Here is a 21,210-nt window from a genome sequence, read left to right on the forward strand (position 1 = left end):
CCCTCGGTCCCGAGGGAAAACGAGGGGGTGCGGTGCCGTCTTTTGCCATGTCCACGAGTCAGCGTGGACTGTGGTTTGCTCAGCAGCTCACCCCGGACGTCCCGTTCACCATCGCCCAGTACCTGGACCTGCACGGCCCGCTCGACGCGGACCTGATCCGCGCGGCCTGCAACCGGGCCGCCCGCGAGGTCGAATCCGGCACGCTGTTCCTCGAGATGGTCGACGGCGAGCCGCGGCAACGGGTGATCCCCGACGTCGACGACTACCCCGGCTACCTGGACCTGCGCGGCGACGACGACCCCGAGGCCGAGGCGCGACGGTGGATGGACGAGACCTACACCCGTCCGCTCGACCCGCTGCGCGACCGGCTCATTGCCACCACGCTGATCCAGCTCGCCGACGATCACTTCTACCTCTTCACCTACATCCACCACCTCGCCCTCGACGGGCACGGCGGCATGGTGATGCTCGGCCGCAGCGCCGAGCTGTACACGGCGTGGGCGCGCGGGGAGGCGCCGGCTCCGCTCGCGGCGCTGAGCCTCGAGCAGATCGCCGAGCACGAGCTCGCCTACCTCGGCAGCACGCGGCAGGCCGTCGACCGCGAGCATTGGAGGCAGCGCCTGGTGGACCTGCCGCCGCCCGTCACGCTCGCCGCCGGTTCCGCCGCCCCCTCGATGCCGTGCCGACACGTCGGTGCGGCGCTCGGCGCCGAGGTGACCGACGCCGTCGCCGAGTTGGCCCGCGACGCCAACTCCACCGACGTCCCGATTGTCGTCGCCGCCTTCGCCGCCTACCTGGCCCGCATGACCGGCACCACGGACGTCGCGCTGAGCCTGCCGGTCTCGGCCCGCACTACCGCGCCGCTGCGCCGCTCGGCGGGCTCGATCTCGAACATCGTGCCGCTGCGGGTGGGCGTGGAGCCGGACGTGACCGTCGCCGAGTTGGTGCGGCGCGTGCAGGTGGAGCTGACCGGGGCGCTGCGGCACCAGCGGTACCGCTACGAGGACATGCTGCGCGACCTGCACGCTGTGGGCGATCACCGGGAGACCCGCAGCGCGTTCGGGCCCGTGGTGAACCTGATGATGTTCAACCCGGAGTACGCGTACGGCGACGTCTCCGGCGACTACAACCTGCTCTCCACCGGTCCGGTCGACGACCTGTCGGTGAACGTGTACGCCGGGATCGCCGGGCGCAGCACGCGGGTGGACTTCGAGGCCAACCCGCGCCTGTACGGCGATGAGACGCTCATCCGGCACCACCGCCGGTTCCTCGACTTCCTCGGCGCGTTCGCGCGGTCGGCCGACCACACGGTGGGCGACCTGCCGCTCGCGGCGCCCGGCGAACTCGCCGGCCTCGTCCCCGCGCGTGGCCCGCACGTCGAGGACGTACGCCTGCTGCCCGACGTGCTCACCGCGCACGCCGGCTCGGAGCGCGTCGCCGTGCGCGACGGCGCCGTCGCGCTGACCTACCGAGAACTGGACGAGCGTTCAACTGCGCTCGCGCGCAGGCTGATTGCGTGCGGCGCGGGACCCGACGACCGGGTCGCGGTGCTGCTGCCGCGCTCGGCCGGCTCGGTGGTCGCGCTGTGGGCCATCGCCAAGGCCGGCGCCGCCTACACCCCGATCGAGCCGGGCACCCCGGCGCTGCGGCTCGCCGAACTGCTGCGCGACGTGCCCGTCGCGGTGTGCGGCGACGACGTCGCCCTGCCCGACGGCGTGACCCGCGTGGATCCGGCGGGCGGCGAGGTGTCGCCGGCGCCGTTCGACGCGGGCGAACGGCTGCGTCCGCTGCACCCCGACCACCTCGCGTGGGTGATCCACACGTCCGGCTCCACGGGCACCCCCAAGGCCGTCGCCGTCGGCCACCGCGGTCTCGCCGGACTCGTCGCGACGCTGCGGGAGCGGTACCCGGCCGACGCCGCGTCGCGCGTGCTGCACCTGGCCGCCCCGAGTTTCGACGCGTCGCTGCAGGAACTGCTGCTGGCCTTCGACACCGGCGCCACCCTCGTGGTCTGCCCGCCCGACGTGGTCGGCGGACCGGACCTGGCCGCGCTGCTGCGCGAACAGGCCGTCACCCACGCGATCACCGCGCCCGCCGTCCTGGCCGTCACGCCCGAGGCCGACCTGCCGGCGCTGCGGATGCTCGACGCGGGCGGCGAGGCCCTGGCGGTCGACGTCGCCGACCGGTGGTCGCGCGGGCGCACGATGCTCAACGCCTACGGGCCCACCGAGACCACCGTCCTCGCCACGCTCAGCGAGCCGCTGCGGCCGGGTGGGGGAGTGCCCATCGGCGCACCCGTCCACGGCGTGACGGCCGTCGTGCTCGACGCGCGGCTGCATCCCGTGCCCGTCGGCGCGGTCGGCGAGCTGTACCTGGGTGGGCCGGCCGTCGCCCGCGGTTACCTCGGCGACCCGGCGCTGACCGCGGCCCGGTTCGTCGCGTCGCCGTTCGGCCGCGTGTACCGCACAGGAGACCTGGTGCGCTGGAGCCGTGCGCGTTTCTGGTCGTCGGAGCTACCAGAAACGCGCACGGGCGGCGGGGGCGTCCTGGAGTTCGTCGGGCGCGCCGACCGGCAGGTGAAGATCCGCGGCTATCGCATCGAACCCGGCGAGGTCGAGGCGGCGCTCACCGCCCTCGGCGACGTCGCGAGCGCGGCCGTCGTCGTCCACGGCGACACCCTCGCGGCCTACGTCGTCGGCGACGTCGAGCCCGACGACGTGCACGCCCGCCTCGCCGAGCGGCTGCCCGCCTACCTGCGGCCCGCGACGGTCACCGTGCTCGATGCGCTGCCGCTCACCCCGGGCGGCAAGATCGACCGTCGCGCCCTGCCCGCCCCCGCGGTGGACACGGCCACCGGCTCGCGGCCGCCGACCGGCCCGACCGAGACGCTCGTCGCGCAGCTGATGTGCGAGATCGTCGGCGTCGACCGGGTGGGGGCGGACGCGAACTTCTTCGCCCTCGGCGGGCATTCGCTCGGCGCGGCACAGCTCGCGGCGCGGCTCGGGGCCGCGCTCGGCCGCGACGTGCACCTGCGCGACGTGTTCGACCATCCCACCGTCGCCGGACTCGCCGCGGCCGTCGACGCCGGACCCGTCGCCGCGATGCCCGCGCCCACCCGCTCGGACGACGACACGCCCGCGCCGCTCGCCCCCGCCCAGCGACGGCTGTGGCTGCTCGCGCAGGGTGACACCGCCGCCTACCACCTGCCGTTCGCGCTGCACCTCGACGGCACCCTCGACGTGGCCGCGCTGCGCGCCGCGCTCGGCGACGTCCTCGACCGGCACGAGATCCTGCGCACCGTCTACACCGAACCCGTCCCGCGGCAACGGGTCCGGCCCGTGGCCGAGGTGCTGCCCGCGCTCGACGTCGAACCCGTCGACCCGGCCGACGTGGACGCCCTGATCGCCGAGTGGGCCGCCGCACCGTTCGACCTCGCCACCGGCATCCCGCTGCGGGTGCGGCTGCTGCGCGTGGGCCCGGACCGGCACGTGCTCGCCGTCGTCGCCCACCACATCGCCATGGACGGCGCGTCGTTCGTGCCGCTGACCCTGGACCTGGCCGCCGCCTACGCCGCCCGCGCCGCCGGGCACGGCCCGCGGTGGGAACCGTTGCCGCTGCGGTACTCCGACTACGCCCGCTGGCACCGCGCCCTGCTCGGCGACGCGGACGACCCGGACAGCCTCGCCGCCCGCGAACTCGCGCACTGGACCACCGCGCTCGCCGGGCTGGGCGAGGCGCCGACGCTGCCCACCGACCGTCCCCGCCCCGGCCGCCCCGGACCGGCCGAGTCGCTCGAATTCGCCGTCCCCGCCGCGCGGTTCGAGGCGCTGCGCCGCCTGGCCGCCGCGCACGACGCCACCGCGTTCATGGCGGTGCACGCCGCCGTCGCCGTGTGGCTGTCGGCGTGGACCGGGGGGCGCGACGTCGCCGTCGGCTCCGGCACGGCCGGCCGCGAGCACCCCGACCTCGAGCGTCTCGTCGGCATGTTCGTCGGCACGGTCGCGCTGCGGCTCGACGTGGACCCGGCCGCGTCGTTCACCGAGCTGCTCGCCGCCGCCCGTCGCGCGGACCTCGACGCCTACGCGCACGCGACGGTGCCGTTCGACCGCGTCGTCGACGCGCTCGGGTTCGCCCCGTTCCAGGTGATGCTCGCCTACGACAACCTCGCCGTACCCGACCTCGCGCTGCCCGGGCTGAGCGTGCGCGCCGAGGAGATCCCGTCCGGCCGCGCCCGGTTCGACGTGGAGATCGCGGTGCGCGAGCTGCCCGACGGCTCCCTGCACGGACGGGTGATCTACGACGGTGCCCTGTTCGAGCGCGCGACGGTCGCCGCCGCGGTGGCCCGCCTGCACGCGGTGCTCGACGCGGCCGTCGCCGCGCCGCAGGCACCCGTCGGCGATCTCGAGCTCGGCGCTCCCGAGGTCGTCCCGGCAGACCCCGGGCCGGTCGCGACGTTGCCGGAGCTGCTCGCCGCGCACCCGCTGCGGGTGAGCGCTCCGGGCGGCGCGCCGATCGAGTTGATCGCCGCCGCAACACCGTTGGCGCGGCACCTGATCGGGCGCGGTCTCGGCCCGGAGGATCGGGTGGCGATCCTGCTGCCCCGGTCGGTGGACTCGGTGCGCGTGGTGGCCGCCGTCGCGCTGACCGGGGCGGCGTTCGTGCCCGTCGACCCCGCGCAGCCCGCGGTGCGGATCGCCCGGATCCTCGCCGACGCCGGGGTGCGGCACGTCGTCGCCCGGCCCGGTACGTCGCTGCCCGACGGCGTCGACTTCGTCGACCCGGACGCCGGATCCGCACGGTCGGGTGAGATCACCGACGCCGACCGGACGCGGACGCTGCGGTCCGACCACGCCGCCTACCTCGTCTACACCTCCGGCTCGACCGGCGTGCCGAAGGGGGTCGTCGTCACCCACCGGGGGCTCGCGCCGCTCGTCGGGGCGCTGCGCAGCCGGATGGACCTCGACCCGCAGGCGCGGGTGCTGCACGCCGCGTCGCCCACGTTCGACGCGTCGGTGCTCGAATACCTCATGGCGGCCGCGGTCGGTGGCACGCTCGTCGTCGCGCCGCCGGACGTGTACGGCGGCGAGGACCTGCTGGAACTGCTGCGCGCCGAGCGCATCACGCACTGGTTCTCCACCCCGGCCGTGCCTGCGCAACTGGACCCCGCGGGCCTGGACGCGCTGCGCGTGCTCGCCGTCGGCGGCGAGGCGTGGCCGGCCGAGACCGCGGCCCGGTGGGCGCCCGGCCGGACCATGCTCAACGTGTACGGGCCCACCGAGACCACCGTGCTCGCCACCGCCAGCGCGCCGCTCGTGCCGGGGGAGCGGCTGACCATCGGCACCGGCCTCGACGGCGTCACCGCGCTCGTGCTCGGCCCGCGGCTGCGGCCCGTGCCCGTCGGCGTGGTCGGCGAGCTGTACCTCGCCGGGCCGGGCCTGGCCCGCGGCTACCTCGGAATGCCGAGCCTGACCGCGAGCCGCTTCGTCGCGTCCCCGTTCGGCGGCGGTCGCATGTACCGCACGGGCGACCTGGTGCGCTGGAGCGGTGTGCCCTTTGGGCGGCCGGAGCAGCCCAAAGGACACACCGGCGGCGGAGCCGCCCTCGAGTTCGTCGGGCGGGTCGACCATCAGGTCAAGCTCCGCGGGTTCCGCATCGAACTCGGCGAGATCGACGCCACCCTCACCGGGCATCCCGCGGTCGCCGCCGCCGTCACCGTCGTGCGGGGCGAGGCGCTCGTCGCGTACGTACACGGTCCCGACCCCGCCCGCCTCGACCCGGCCGAGCTGCGGGAGTTCGTCGCCGCGCGGCTGCCGCGGCACATGGTGCCCGCCACGGTCACCGTCCTCGACGCGCTGCCGCTCACGAGCACCGGCAAGGTCGACCGCGCCGCGCTGCCCGAACCCACCGCGGACCCGGACCGCCCGAGCACCGGATATCGCAGCGCCGCCGAGGAACTCGTCGCCGGTGTCGTCGCCGCCCTGCTCGACGTGCCCGCCGTCGCCGCCGCCGACGACTTCTTCGCGCTCGGCGGCAACTCGCTGCTCGCCACCCAGCTCGCCGCGCGCCTCGGCGCGGTCGCCGGCCACCGCGTCGGCGTGCGGGAGATCTTCGAACACCCCACCGTCGCCGGCCTCGCCGTCGCCGTGTCCGATCCGATTGCCGGCGAACGCCTTCCGCTGCTGCCGACCGACGACACCGGTCCGGTGCCGCTCGCGCCGGCGCAGCAGCGGATGTGGCTCGCCAACCGGCTCGACGTCGCCGACGCCGCCCCCGGCGACCACGTCGCGTTCGCCGTCGACCTCGCCGCCGGCACCGACCTCGATGCCCTCGCGGTCGCCGCCGCGGACGTGATCGCCCGGCACGCCGTGCTGCGCACCGTCCACCCCGACGGCCCGGACGGGCCGACGCAGCGGGTGCTGCCCGGCATCGCCCTCGACCTCGCGCCACACGCGACACCCGCCGACCTCGACGACGCCCTCACCGAATTTGCCTGCGCCGGTTTCCATCTCACCGTCGACCCGCCGCTGCGCACCCGCCTCTACCGCACCGGCGCCGGCTACACCCTCGCGGTGGTGCTGCACCACATCGCCGTCGACGGGCTCTCGCTGCTGCCGCTCGGCCGCGACCTCGCGCTCGCCTACGCCGCCCGGCGCGACGGGCGCACCCCGGCGTGGCCGCCGCTGCCCGTCACCTACCGCGACTACGCCCGCTGGCAGCACACCCTGCTCGGCGACCCGGCCGATCCCGACAGCCTCGCCGCCCGCCAGCTCGCGCACTGGACCCGCACCCTCGCCGGCGCCCCGCCGCTGCTGGCCCTGCCCACCGACCGTCCGCGCGGCGACGGTGACGGCGCTGCCGGGCGCGTGCGCTTCTCGGTGCCCGCCGAACTGCACGCCGCCGTCGACAAGCTGGCCCGCGCCCACGACGCGACGACGTTCATGGTCGTGCACGCCGCGCTCGCCGTGCTGCTCGCGACCCTGGCCGCCGCCGAGGACGTCACCGTCGGCACCCCCGTCTCCGGGCGGGTCGACCCGATGCTCGACGACGTGGCCGGCATGTTCGTCGGCACCGTCGCGCTGCGGCTGCCCGTGCCGGCCCGCGCGACGTTCGCCGAGCTGCTCGCCGACACCCGCCGCGTCGACCTCGACGCGTTCGCGCACGCCGACGTGCCGTTCGACCGGGTCGTCGACGCCCTCGGCGCCTCCGCGTCGCGGCACCACCCGGTCTTCCAGGTGATGCTCGCCTACGAGAGCTTCGCGCTGGAGGGCCTCGACGTGCCCGGCGTGACCGGGGTGCGCGAGATATCCACCGGCACGGCCCGATTCGACCTCGAGGTCACCGTCCGCGAGACCCGCTCCGACGCCGGCACCCCCACCGGGCTCGACGGGGTGCTCACCTACGACCGCGGCCTGTTCGACCACGACACCGTCGCCGCGTGGGCGCCGTTCCTGCTGCGCATCCTCGACGTGGTCACCGCCGACCCGGCCGTCGCCGTCGGCGGCATCGACCTGCTCGGCCCCGACGACGACGCGTCCGCACCCCGGCCGGCCCCCGACACGGCCACGCTGCCCGCGCTGGTCGCCGAGCAGGCACGCCGCCGCCCCGACGCGGTCGCGCTCACCCACGGCGCCGACACCCTGACCTACGCCCAGCTGCACGCCCGCTCCGGGGCGCTCGCCGAAATGCTCGCCGAGCGCGGGCTCGGCGTCGAGGACGTCGTCGCCGTCGCGCTGCCCCGCTCGCTCGACCTGGTGGTGGCGATCCTCGCCGTCGCCCGCGCCGGCGCCGTGTACCTGCCGCTGGACGTCACCCACCCGCCGGCGCGGCTGCGCGCCCTGCTCGACGACGCCGCCCCCGCCGCGGTGCTGTGCGACACCGGGTTCGCGGTCGACACGGATGTGGCTCTCCTGCACGTCGATGCGCCCGAGGTTCGGCAACGCCTGGACGCCGGCGCCGCGTTCGACGCGGCCGTGCCCGCCGGTGCCGGCGCGTACCTGATCTACACCTCCGGCTCCACCGGCACCCCCAAGGGCGTGCTCGTCGGGCACGAGGCCGCCGCGGCGGTGTTCGCCGCCACCGGCGACGTCGGGTTCGGCCCGCGCGACGTGTGGACCCTGTTCCACTCCCCGGCGTTCGACTTCTCCGTGTGGGAGATGTGGGGGGCGCTGACCACCGGCGGGCGGCTCGTCGTCGTCGACCACTACACCGCCCGCGACCCCGGGGCGTTCGCCGCGCTGCTCGACGGCGAGGGCGTCACCGTCCTCAACCAGACGCCCACCGCGTTCGGCCAGCTCGCCACCGTCGACACCGCGCTGCCCACGCTGCGGCTGCTGATCCTCGGCGGCGAAGCCCTCGACCCCGGGCGGGTCCGGCCGTGGCTCGCGGACCGGCCGCACGTGCGCGCGGTGAACATGTTCGGCATCACCGAGACCACCGTGCACGTCACCCGCGGCCCCGCCGCCGAGCCCGGCGTCGGGCGGCCGCTGCCCGGGCTCGACGTGCAGATCCTGGACCGGTCGCTGCGCCGCACCCCGCCCGGCACCGTCGGTGAACTCTACGTCGCCGGAGGCCAACTCGCCCGCGGCTACCGCGGCCGCCCCGGCCTGACCGCCACCCGGTTCGTCGCCGCGCCCGGCGGCGCCCGCCGCTACCGGACCGGCGACCTCGGCCGCCGCGGCCGCGACGGGGTGCTGCACCACCGGGGCCGCGCCGACGACCAGCTCGAGCTGCGCGGCTACCGCATCGAACCCGGCGAGATCGAGGCCACCCTGCTGCGCTGCGACGGCGTCACCCAGGCGGTGGTGGTGCTGCGCGACGACCGGCTCGTCGCCTACCTCGTCGGCGGCTCACCCACCGGGGCGCTGCGCGAGCTTCGCCGCACCCTGCCCGACTACCTCGTGCCCGCCGCCGCCGTCGCGCTGGATGCGCTGCCGCGCACCGCCAACGGCAAGCTCGACCGCGCGGCCCTGCCCGCACCCGCCGTCGCCCCCACCGGCGGCCTCGCCCCGCACGGGCCGCTCGAGGAACTCGTCGCCGAGGTGTACCGGGAACTGCTCGGCGCCGGGCCCGTCGGCGCCGGCGACGACTTCTTCGCGCTCGGCGGCAACTCGCTGCTCGCGACCCGCCTCGCCGGGCGCCTCGCCGACATCGCCGACGTCGACGTCACCGTCCGCGACGTGTTCGACGCCGCCACCGTCGCCGGCCTCGCCGCGCTCCTCGCCGCTCGCGCCGGCACCGGCCGTCGCCGTGCCCCGCTCGTCGCGGCCGGCGACGACACCCCGGCGCCGCTGTCGCCGGCGCAGCAGCGGCTGTGGTTCGTCAACCGGCTCGACCCCGGATCCGGCAGCTACAACCTGCCGTTCGCGGTGCGGCTCGACGGCCGGCTCGACGTCGCGGCGCTCACCGCCGCCGTCGCCGACGTCCTCGACCGGCACCGCACCCTGCGCACCGTGTACCCCGACGCCACCGCGCAGGTGGTGCGGCCCGTCGCGCGGCCCGGACTCGAGCCCGTCGCCGTGCCCGCCGAGGGGCTCGACGAGTTCGTCCGCGAATTCGCCGCCCCCGGCTTCGATCTCACCCGCGAGACGCCGGTGCGGATGCGGCTGTACCGGCTCGCGCCGCGGCGGCACGTGCTCGCGGTGGTGGTGCACCACATCGCCGCCGACGAATGGTCGCTCACCCCGCTGCTGCGCGACATCGTCGACGCCTACACCGCCCGGCGCGCCGGGCAGGCGCCGCGGTGGGCGCCGCTGCCGGTGCAGTACACCGACTTCAGCCGCTGGCAGCGCGCCGGCGCCGACGGCCAGCTCGCGCACTGGACGACCGTGCTCGCCGGCCTGCCCGACGAGGTGACCCTGCCCGGCGACCGGCCGCGGCCCGCGCGCCCGACCGGCCGCGGTGCCACCCACCGGGTGGCGGTGGATCCCGTCGTCGCCGAAGGTGTTTCGCGGCTCGCGCGGGACGGTCGCGCGACGACGTTCATGGTGCTGCACGCGGCGCTGGCCGTGCTGCTGGCCCGGCACGGCGCCGGCGACGACATCGCCGTCGGCACCGTCGTCGCCGGGCGCGGCGACCCGCAGCTCGACGCCCTCGTCGGCATGTTCGCCGGCACCCTCGTCCTGCGCACCCCCGTCGACCCGGACGCCACCTTCGCCGACCTGCTCGCCGAGGTCCACGCCCGCGACCTCGCCGCCTACACCCACCCCGACGCGCCGTTCGAGACCCTCGTCGAACGCCTCAACCCCGCCCGCAACCCGGCCCGGCACCCGCTGTTCCAGGTCGCCCTGTCGCTGCGCCGCCCCACCGTCGACGCGTTCGAGCTGCCCGGCCTGACCGCGCGGGTGCTGCCGGTGGCCGACGAGCACGCCAACTTCGACGTCCAGCTCGTCGTCACCGAGACCGGCCCCGGCGTCGACCTCGAATTCGCCTACGCCACCGACCTGTACGACGCGGGCACCGTCGCCGCGTTCGCCGACCGGTACGTCGCGATCCTGCGGGCCGCCGTCGCCGACCCGGCCGTGCGGATCGGCGACATCGACCTGTTCACCGAGCGGGAACGCGCCGCGCTCGTCCCCGCCGCCGGCCCCGAGCCGGCCCCGGCGCGGACGCTGTGGCAGTGGTTGGCCGCCGGCGCCGCCCGCGGCGGCGACGGTGTGGCCGTGCGCGACGGCGACACCGAACTGACCTACCCGCAGCTGCTCGCGCGCGTCGACGCGCTCGCCGCCCGGCTGCACGCCGCCGGCGCCCGGCCCGGCACGGCCGTCGCGTGCGCGCTGCCCCGCTCGCTCGACTCCGTCGTCGCGGTGTGGGGCATCGCCCGGCTCGGAGCCGCCCCGATGCTCGTCGACCCCGCCCAGCCCGCCGCGCGGCTCGCCGCGATGCTCGGCGACGCGACCGTCGGCGTCACCGGCGCCGCGCACCGCGGGTCGCTGCCCGCCACCGTGACCTGGCTCGATGTCGCCGGCTCCCACGGTGCCGGCTCCCACGGTGGCGGCTTTCACGGTGACGGTGTCGAGGTGGCCGACCCGGGCGCCGGCGCGCCCGCCTACCTGGTGTTCACCTCCGGAACCAGCGGAAACCCCAAGGGCGTCACCATCACCCACCGGGGGGTGAGCGCCCTCGCCGAGGACCTCGCCGAGCGGTTCGCCGCCGCGCCCGGCGACCGGATGCTGCACGTCGCGTCGCCGAGCTTCGACGCGGCGATGCTCGAGCTGCTCGTCGCGGGCACCGCCGGCGCGACCCTCGTCGTCGCCGGGCCCGACGCGTACGGCGGCGACGCCCTCGCCGACCTGCTCGCCGGCGAGCACATCACGCACGCGTGCGTCACCCCGTCGGCGCTGGCGACCGTGCCGCCGCGGGCGCTGCCCGACCTGCGGGTGCTCATGCTGGGCGGCGAGGCCGTGAGCGACGAGCTCGTCGCCCGGTGGGGCGCGGGCCGTCGCCTCTACAACGGCTACGGCCCCGCCGAGGCCACCGTCTTCGCCACCTGTTCGCCGCCGCTGGTGCCCGGCGCGGACGTCGTGATCGGCACCCCCGTGCGCGGGGTCCAGGCCGTCGTGCTCGACGAACGGCTGCGGCCCGTGCCCACCGGCGTGGCCGGGGAGCTGTACCTGGCGGGGGAGCGGCTCGCCGACGGGTACCGCGACGACCCGGGCCGCACCGCGACGCGGTTCGTCGCCGCCGACGGCGGTCGTCGCCGGTACCGCACGGGCGACCTGGCCCGCTGGGCCGGTGTGTCCTTTGGGTGGCCGGAGCAGCCCAAAGGACACACCGGCGGCGGGGTCGCGTTGCGGTTCGTGGGGCGCAGCGACGATCAGGTCAAGCTGCGGGGCGTGCGCATCGAACCGGGCGAGGTCGACGCCGCGCTGCGGACCGTGCCCGGCGTCGAACAGGCCGCGACCGTCGTGCGCGACGGGGCGCTCGTCTCCTACGTCGTGCCCGCCGGCGTCGACGCCGAGGACGCGCGCGGGCGGCTGCGGCAGAGCCTGCCCGCCCACCTCGTGCCCGTCGCCGTCGTGCCGCTCGACGCGGTGCCGCGCACCGCGCACGGCAAGCTCGACGTCGCGCGGCTGCCCGCCCCCGACCTCGGCGGGCGCGACGAGCCCGGCACCGGGACCGAGACGCTCGTCGCGCGGGTCTACGGCGAACTGCTCGACTCCCCGGTCGGCAGGACCGACGACTTCTTCGCCGTCGGCGGCAACTCGCTGCTCGCGACCGTGCTCGTCGGCCGGCTGCGCGAGGAGACCGGCGTCGCCGTGCCGCTGCGGCTGATCTTCGAGCACCCCACCGTCGAGGGGCTCGCCGCCGCGCTCGACGCCGGCGGACTCGACGTCGAGGCCGGGCCGGTGCCCGTCCACCCGCGCCCCGCCCGGATCCCGCTCAGCCGGGCGCAACGTCGCCTGTGGGGGCTCAGCCGCCTCGACCCCGACGCCTACCTGCTGCGCGCCGACGTGCGCCTGACTGGCCCGCTCGACGTGCCCGCCCTCGAGGCCGCGCTCGGCGACGTCGTGGCGCGGCACGAGATCCTGCGCACCCGCATCGTCGTCGACGAGCAGGGTCCGCATCAGGTCCTGGCGGACCGTGGTGTCCATTGGGACCTCGAGGGGACCGAAAGGACGCCACGGCGCCTGCGCCTGACCGTGGACCACGCCGCGGCGGACGGGCCGTCGCTCGCGCCGCTGCTGCGCGACCTCGCCGTCGCGTACGCCGCCCGCGCGGCCGGGCAGGCGCCGCGGTGGGAGCCGCTGCCGCTGCAGTACGCCGACTACGCGCTGTGGGAACAGGCGCGCGGGATCCCGGAGGCGGACGCCGCGCACTGGCGGCGGGCCCTCGACGGGCTCGACCCGGTCGAATTACCCACGCAGGCAGGGTATTCAGAGACGGAGTCGTCGGAGCAGGAGGCCGGGACCGTCGCGTTCGAGGTGCCCGCCGACGTGCGCGCCGGGATCGCAGAGCTCGCGCGGGCCCACGGCGCCACCGAGTTCATGGTGCTGCACGCCGCGCTGTCGGTGCTGCTCGCCCGCGTCGGCGCCGGACACGACGTCGCCGTCGCCGCCGTGGTCTCCGCCCGCCGCTGGGCGCAGGTCGAGGACCTCGTCGGCCCGTTCCTCGAGACCCTCGTGCTGCGCGCCCGCGTGGAACCCGACATGCCGTTCGCCGGGCTCCTCGCGCAGGTCCGCGACTTCGACGTCGCCGCCCTCGACCACGCCGGGGTGCCCTACGAGCAGATCCTCGCCGGCCTGCCCGGCCGCGCCCCGCAGGTCGCGCTCGCCCTGCAGGACTTCACCCTCGCCCCCACCCGGATCGGGGACCTCACCGTCGAGGCCGAGGAGATCGTCCGCGGCGCACCGAAATTCGACCTGCAGTTCGCGTTCGCGCCCGCCGCGGACGGCTACGCCGGCACCCTCGTGCACGACGCGTCGCGGTTCGCCGGACCCACCGCGCGGCGGCTCGCGGACCGGTTCGTCGCCGTCCTGCGGCACCTTGTCGCCGCGCCCGGCACCACCGTCGGGGACCTGCCCGTCGACCGTCCCGCCGCGCCGCTGACCGGCGCCGCCCCCGCCCCGGCCCGACCCCTGCCGGACCTGCTGCGCGCCACCGCCGCCGCGCACCCCGACCGGGAAGCCCTGCGCGAGGGCGACACCGCGCTGACCTACCGCGAACTCGACGCCCGCTCCGACGCGCTCGCCGACGAACTGCGCGCCGCCGGCGCCGGGCCCGGCACCGTCGTGCCCATCGACCGGCCCCGCGGCCTCGAGTACGTGCTGCGGCTGTGGGCGATCACCAAGACCGGCGCCGCGTTCACCGGCGCCCCCGACGCGGCCGGCCCGGCGCCGGCGAACGTCGCGTACGTCGTGTCGACCTCGGGCTCGACCGGGGCGCCCAAGCGCGTCGCCGTCACCCACGCCGGCCTTGCCCCGCTCGCCGCCGAGGCCGCCCGCCGCTACCGCGTCGGACCCGGCGACCGCGTGCTGCAGGGCTACCATCCGGCGTTCGACGCGGCCCTGCTCGAGATCCTGCTCGCCCACACCACCGGCGCGACCCTCGTCGTCGCCCCGCCGGAGGTGTACGCGGGGGAGGACCTGCAGCGGCTGCTGCGCGCGCAGCGCATCACCCACTACCTGTCCACCCCCACGGTGCTCGGCACCCTCGACCCGCACGAGCTGCCCGGCCTGCGGGTCGTCGCGTCCGGCGGCGAAACCCTGCCGCCCGCGCTCGCCGCCCGCTGGACCGACGGCCGGCACATGCTCGACGCGTACGGGCCCACCGAGGCCACCATCGTCGCGACCCTCACCGACGTCGACGGCCGCGGCGGCATCGGCCGGCCCGTCCCCGGCACCGTCGCACACGTCCTCGACGCCCGCCTGCGCCCGGTGCCCGACGACGCCGTCGGCGAGCTGTACCTGGCCGGGGAATCCGTCGCGCTCGGCTACCTCGGCGCCCCCGCGCTCACCGCGCAGCGGTTCGTCGCCGCCCCCGGCGGCACCCGCCGCTACCGCACCGGCGACCTGGTGCACCGCCGTCCCGACGGCACCCTCGCCTTCCGGGGCCGCACCGACCGGCAGCTCAAGGTCCGCGGCGTGCGCATCGAACCCGGGGAACTCGAGGCCGCCCTGCTCGCGCAGCCCGGCATCCGGCACGTCGTCGCGCTGGCCGCGGGCGGTGCGCTCGTCGCCTTCGCCGCCGCCGATCCGGGTGTCGAGCCGAGCCGCGTGCTCGCCGGGCTCGCCGACGTGGTGCCGCCGCACCGCATGCCGACGCGGCTGCGGTTGCTGCCGGAACTGCCCACCACCGTCAACGGCAAACTCGACACCGCAGCCCTGCGCGAAGTCGACACCGCAGCCCTGCGCGACCTCGACACCGCCGGGGATGCGCCCGCCGACGACCGGCCGCTCACCGACGTCGAGGACCTCGTCGTCACCGTCGCCGAGAGCGTGCTCGGCTCCCGGCCCGACATCCACGCCGGGTTCTTCGCCGCCGGCGGTGACTCGCTGTCCGCCGTCGTCCTCGCCGCCCGCCTCGCCGACGCCTTCGGCACCGACGTGCCCGCCCGCGCCGTGCTGCAGGCACCGACCCTCGCGGCACTCGCCGCCCACATCCGCGACGGCGACCGCACTCGGATCCCGTTGCGCCGCTATGACGACGACGCCCCCACCCCGCTCGCGCCCGCGCAGCAGCGACTGTGGCTGCTCGGCCGCGCCGAGCCCGGCAGCGCCGCCTACACCGTGCCCGTCGCGCTGCACCTGACCGGCGACCTCGACACCGCCGCGCTGGCCGCGGCCGTCGCCGACGTCGCCGCCCGGCACGAGATCCTGCGCACCGCCTACCCCGACGGCGTCGCGGCCGAGGTCGATCCGCCTGTGCTCGAAGCGGTTCCGGGCACCGACCCGGCCGCCGCCGTCGCCGAGGTGATCACCGCGCCGTTCGACCTCACCGCCGACGCGCCGCTGCGGATCCGGCTGATCGAACTCGGCGCCCACGAATGGGTGCTCGCCGCCGCGGTCCACCACATCGCGTTCGACGGCGGCTCCGTCGCGCCGCTGCTGACCGACCTGCAGCACGCCTACGCCGCCCGCCTCGCCGGGGCGGAACCGATCTGGTGGCCGCTGCCCGTGCGCTACCGCGACTACGCCCGCTGGCAACGCGACCTGCTCGGCGACCCCGCGGACCCGGACAGCCTCGCCGCCCGCCAACTCGACCACTGGGCAACGACTCTCGCGGGCCTGCCCGACACGCCGCTGCCGCTGCCCACCGACCGGCCCCGGCCCGCGCGGCCCAGCCACCGCGGCGGCGCCGTCACCGCCCACCTCGACGCCGGCACCCACCGCCGCGTCCGCGACGTCGCGCGGGCCCACGACGCGACCGGCTTCATGGTGCTGCACGCGGCGCTCGCCGCGCTGCTCGCCCGCCGCAGCGGCCGCGCCGACATCGCCGTCGGCACCGCCGTCGCCGGGCGCGCCGACCCGCGCCTGCACGCCCTCGTCGGCATGTTCGTCGGCACCCTCACCCTGCGCACGACCGTCGCCGGGGACGAGCCGTTCGGGGACCTGCTGCGCCGCATCCGCACCACCGACCTCGACGCCCTCGCGCACGCGGACGTCCCGTTCGACCGGGTCGTCGCGCGGGTCGCGCCGGCCCGCGGCACCCACCATCCGCTGTTCCAGGTGCTGCTCGCCCACCGCACGGTGCCCGCGGGGGAGGACCTGCCTCAGTTGCCCGGCCTGCGCGTGCGCGAATTCGACGCCGGCACCCCGGCCGCGCAGTTCGACCTCACCTGGGACGTCACCGAACGCGACGGCGACGGCGGCATCGACGTGCGCCTCGTGTACGCCACCGACCTGTTCGACCCCGCCACCGCCGGCGCGCTGCTCGACGACTACGTCGCGCTGCTCGGCGCCGCGCTCGCCGACCCCGGCACCGCCGTCGGCGACCTCGCCGCCTCCGCGCCGGCGCCGTTGTCCGCGCCCGCCGCGGCGCCGCGCACGCTGCCGCAGCTCCTGGCCGCCACCGCCCGCACCCACCCCGGCGCCATCGCCGTGCGGGCCGGGGCCGTCGCCTGGACCTACGCCGGGCTCGCCGCCCGCGCCGACGTCGTCGCCGGGGAACTGCGCGCGCGCGGCGTGACCCGCGGCGACGTGGTCGCCGTGGCCGTGCCGCGCGGGGAATGCTGGCCGCTCGCGGTGTGGGCCGTCGTCCGGACCGGCGCGGCGTGGGTGTCCGTCGACCCGGCGCAGCCGCCCGCCCGCGTCGAGACCGTGCTGCGCGACAGCGGCGCCACCGTCGGGTTGACCGTGGCAGGTGCCGAACCGGTGGGGGAGGGCATCGACTGGGTTGACCTGACCGGCGAGTGGGAGGCGCGGGAAATCCCTGCGCCGCAACCGCATCCGGACGACACCGCGGCGGAGCCGCATCCGGACGACACCGCGTATCTGATCTACACGTCCGGGAGCACCGGCACCCCCAAGGGTGTCGCCGTGCCGCACCGCGGCCTGACCGCCGTCGTCGACGCGCAGCGGCACGTCCTCGGCGTCGCGCCGGGCAGCCGGGTGCTGCACGCGGCGTCGCACACCTTCGACGCGTCGGTGTTCGAACTGCTCGCCGCCCACGCGCACGGCGCGACCCTCGTCGTCGCCCCCGACCACGTCTATGCCGGCGCGGCGCTGCAGCGGCTGATCGTCGACGAGCAGGTCACCCACGTGGTCGCCACCCCCACCGTGCTGGCCACCGTCGACCCGGACGCGCTGGGGCGCCCGGTCACCGTCCTGTCCGAGGGCGAGGCGCTCACCGCGCCCGTCGTCGAACGCTGGCGGCGGCACCGCCTGCTCAACGGGTACGGGCCCACCGAGTTCACGATCGCCGTGTCGTTCGGCGGGCCGTTCGACCCCGGCGCCCGGCCCACCGTCGGCGCCCCCGTCGCCGGCGCCACCGCCCACATCCTCGACGCGCGCCTGCACCCCGTCCCGGCCGGGGTGATCGGTGAGCTGTACGTGACCGGGGCGGGCCTGGCCCGCGGCTACCAGGGCCGAAGCGGGCTCACCGCAACCAGATTCGTCGCCGACCCGCACGGCGAGCCGGGTGCGCGCCTGTACCGCACCGGCGACCTCGCGCGCGTCACCGCCGACGGCGAGCTCGACGTCCTCGGCCGTGTCGACGAGCAGATCCAGCTGCACGGCATCCGCGTCGAACCCGCCGAGATCGACGCGGTGCTCACCGCCGCCGACGGCGTCGAGGCCGCCGTCACCGTCGCCGTGCCCGGCCCCGCGGGCGAAACCGTCCTCGCCTCCTACGCGCAGGGCAGCGCCGACGCCGCCGCGCTGCGCACCCGCGTGGCCGCGCACCTGCCGCGCGCGCTGCGGCCCGCCGCGATCACCGTCGTCGACGCGCTGCCGCTGCTGCCGTCCGGCAAGGTCGACCGCGCCGCGCTGCCCCGGCCCGACTTCGCCTCGCCCGCAGACGGATTCGTGCCGCCCGACGGGGCGACGGCCGAGACGGTCGCCGCCGTGTTCGCCCGGCACCTCGGCCGGCCCCCCGGATCGGTGTCCGCCGACCTCGGGTTCTTCGACCTCGGCGGCACGTCGCTCGGGGCCGTCGCCGTCGCCGCCGACCTGCGTGCCGAACTCGACCGCGACGTCCCGCTCGACTGGCTGCTCACCGCACCCACCGTCGCCGACCTCGCCGACCGGATCGACCACGGCGGCGACGACACCGACCCGCTCGCCACGCTGGTGCCGCTCGCGGGGCGCCCCGGCGGCACCCCGCTGTTCTGCGTCCACCCGATCAGCGGAATGTCGTGGTGCTACACGGGACTCGCGCCGCACCTGCCCGGAGTCGCGCTGTACGGGCTGCAGGCCACCCGGCTCGAGCCGCTGCCGCGCACCGTCGCCGAGTTCGCCGCCCGCTACCTCGACCGGATCCGCACCGTCCAGCCCGAAGGCCCCTACCACCTGCTGGGCTGGTCCCTCGGCGGCACCATCGCGCACGAGATGGCCGTGCAACTGCACGAGGCGGGGCAGCAGGTGGCGTCGCTGATCCTGCTCGACACGCTCACCCCCGACACCCTCCCCGACGTCGCGGCCCTGCCGGACGAACCCGTCGTCGAACTCGAGGTGCCCGGCCTGCCGCCGACGTTCGTCGCCGAGATCCGGGAGCGGGCTCTGGCCGCGGGCGCCGCGCTGGAGGAGGCCGTCGCCGCGCACACCCCCCGCGTCCTCGACGGCGACGCGCTGCTGTTCCGGGCCCGGCCCGGCGGGCAGACCGGACCCGACCTCGCGGCGAGCTGGCGGCGCCACGTCCGCCGCGTCGCCGAGCACGACGTGCCCTACCCGCACTCCGACCTGACCACCCCCGGCGCGCTGGCCCTGATCGGCCCCACGCTCGCCCGGCACCTGACCGAACGACAGATTTCCGCGCCCGTAGGGTGCACCGACAGTGTCACAGCAACGAGGGAGACACCGTAATGGAAGTACACGACTACCTACGCATCCTGCAGGCGCGATGGAAGATCGTCGCCGTGACGACCGTGGTGGCGGTACTCGGTGCGCTCGGAGCCTCCCTGCTCACCACCCCGATCTACCAGGCGAGCACCCGGCTGTTCGTCTCCACCTCCTCCGGGGCCTCGGTCAACGAGATCTACCAGGGCAACCTGTTCTCGCAGCAGCGCGTCGCCTCCTACACCAAGTTGCTCACCGGCACCACGCTGGCGCAGCGCACCCTCGACCGGCTCGGCCTGTCCGACGTCACGCCGTCGCAGCTCGCCGGAAAGGTCACCGCATCGTCCGCCCCGGACACCGTCCTCGTCGACGTCAAGGTCGACGACGAGTCGCCGGAGCGGGCCCGGGACCTCGCGAACGCCCTCTCCGACGAGTTCGTCGTCATGGCGCGCGAGCTCGAGACCCCCGAGAACGGCGGTGAGCCCACCGCGCGAGTCGTCGTCGAGCAGCACGCCGACACCCCGGTGACCCCGGTGTCGCCGAAGACGAAGCGCAACCTCGCGCTCGGCCTCGCCGTCGGCGTGCTCCTCGGCATCGCCCTCGCGGTGCTGCGCGACCGGCTCGACAACACCGTCAAGGACCGCAAGACGGTCGAGGAGCTCGCCGGGACGGGCCTGGTGGGCACCATCCCCCTCGACAAGGAGCGGCAGGAGCACGCGGCGATCGACTTCCAGGAGTCGAACTCCGGCAGCGCGGAGGCGTACCGGGAGATGCGCACCAACCTCAAGTTCCTCGACGTCGACAACCCGCCGCGCGTCATCGTCGTCACCAGCGCCCTGCCGGCCGAGGGCAAGACCACCACGGCCATCAACACCGCGCTGGTGCTCGCGGAGGCCGGCCATTCCGTGGTGCTCGTCGAGGGTGACCTGCGCCGGCCGCGGGTGTCGAAGTACCTCGGGGTCGTCGGCGACGTCGGGTTCAGCACCGTGCTGTCGGGCCAGGCCGGTCTGGAGGACGTGCTGCAGCCCAGCCAGTACGAGGGCCTGTGGGTGCTGGCCTCCGGGGCGCTGCCGCCCAACCCCAGCGAGCTGCTCGGCTCCGAAACCGCCAAGCACGTCATCGACCACCTGCGGGCGCGCTTCGAGTACGTGATCATCGACGGCTCGCCGGTCCTGCCCGTCACCGACTCGGTCGTGCTCGCCGCGGCCACCGACGGCGCGCTGCTCATCGCTCGCCACGGCAAGACCACCCGGGAGCAGCTCAGCCGCGCGGTCGGCAACCTGGGCAGCGCCGGCGCGCACCTGCTCGGCACCATCATCACGATGACGCCGAACAAGGGCCGCGGCGCCTACGAGTACCGGTACTACTACGAGTCCGACGAGTCGGCGAAGAAGGCCACGGCCGCTGCGTCGGCGCCCGCGCAGCCGGGGCCTGTTGCACAGACCACCGGCGGACGCCGCTACCGCGAGGAGCAGAACCGGCCGGAACCGTACCGGCCGGAGCAGCCGCACCGGGGCGGGCCGGACCACGACGACGCGCAGCCGGGACAGCACTACCGGGCCCCGCAGGCGTACACCGCCGATCCCGCCTACCGCGAGCAGGCGGTGCCGACGGCGGTGTCGCGGCCCGTCGCGCCGTCGCCCATGCAGGGCCCGCGCAACGGGTCAGTCGTGGATCCGGGCGAGCAGCGGTAGCAGCAGATCGGCGATCTCGGTCCCGACGGCGACGAACGTGTCCTCGTCCAGACCGATCGGATCGGTGACGTCCTCCGGTCCGGGCGCGGGGAACTGCGCCCGGGCGGTGGCGAGCTCGGCGACGGTCTCGGCGCCGCTGAGCTGCTGCAGCCGCGCGGCCTCGCGCAGCGTGAACGTCCGCTTGAGCATCCGCGGCGCCGCCTGCAGCACGGCCCCCCGATGCGACTCGGCCATCGTGATCACCAGGTCGGCGTCCTGGGCGATGTGCGGCGACAGGCGCCGGGCGACGAAACCGTCGGGCTCGCCGCCGAGCTGGCGCAGCACGAGCGCGGCCGTCGGCTCCATGGGCCGCCCGACCATGCCGCGGGTGCCGGCGCTGTGCGCGGACAACTCACTCCGGCCGGTTTCCGTCGCGTATGCGGTGGTCAACAGCTCGGCGGTGGGCGATCGGCAGATGTTCCCGGTACAGACGTACAGAACCCGCATCGCTCGATCCTAGGCAGCACACGGGTCGCTCGTCCGGTTGTGACGGCGTGTGTCCGATTCGCCGGGTGGGCGTGTCCGGACCGTTCGGTAGCATCGGGCGG

The 21,210-nt window shown here is 76.2% G+C and carries 3 protein-coding genes; 2 read left to right on the top strand and 1 reads right to left on the bottom strand.

Annotated features, from left to right (window positions below):
• Window positions 1–47 precede the first annotated feature (47 nt).
• Window positions 48–18,956, top strand: a complete 18,909-nt coding sequence (locus OCS65_RS07735) for a non-ribosomal peptide synthetase (protein WP_263509336.1) — start codon at window positions 48–50, stop codon at window positions 18,954–18,956.
• The gene (locus tag OCS65_RS07740; RefSeq protein WP_263509338.1) at window positions 18,956–20,623 is read left to right on the top strand and encodes a tyrosine-protein kinase domain-containing protein; all 1,668 of its coding nucleotides are present in this window, start codon (window positions 18,956–18,958) and stop codon (window positions 20,621–20,623) included. Before OCS65_RS07735 ends, OCS65_RS07740 begins: the two co-directional genes overlap by 1 nt.
• Here the strand turns inward: OCS65_RS07740 and OCS65_RS07745 are convergent.
• The gene (locus OCS65_RS07745; protein WP_006934332.1) at window positions 20,594–21,109 is read right to left on the bottom strand and encodes an arsenate reductase/protein-tyrosine-phosphatase family protein; all 516 of its coding nucleotides are present in this window, start codon (window positions 21,107–21,109) and stop codon (window positions 20,594–20,596) included. The two genes, OCS65_RS07740 and OCS65_RS07745, sit on opposite strands and share 30 nt — an antisense overlap.
• Window positions 21,110–21,210: the final 101 nt, after the last annotated feature.

It is taken from the genome of Rhodococcus aetherivorans, from assembly GCF_025722975.1.
In the GTDB taxonomy this organism is placed as follows: Bacteria; Actinomycetota; Actinomycetes; order Mycobacteriales; family Mycobacteriaceae; genus Rhodococcus; species Rhodococcus aetherivorans.

Coding starts and splice junctions, on each gene's coding strand:
- OCS65_RS07735 (WP_263509336.1), top strand. CDS start 48: ATGTCCACGAGTCAGCGTGGACTGTGGTTTGCTCAGCAGCTCACCCCG.
- OCS65_RS07745 (WP_006934332.1), bottom strand. CDS start 21,109: ATGCGGGTTCTGTACGTCTGTACCGGGAACATCTGCCGATCGCCCACC.
- OCS65_RS07740 (WP_263509338.1), top strand. CDS start 18,956: ATGGAAGTACACGACTACCTACGCATCCTGCAGGCGCGATGGAAGATC.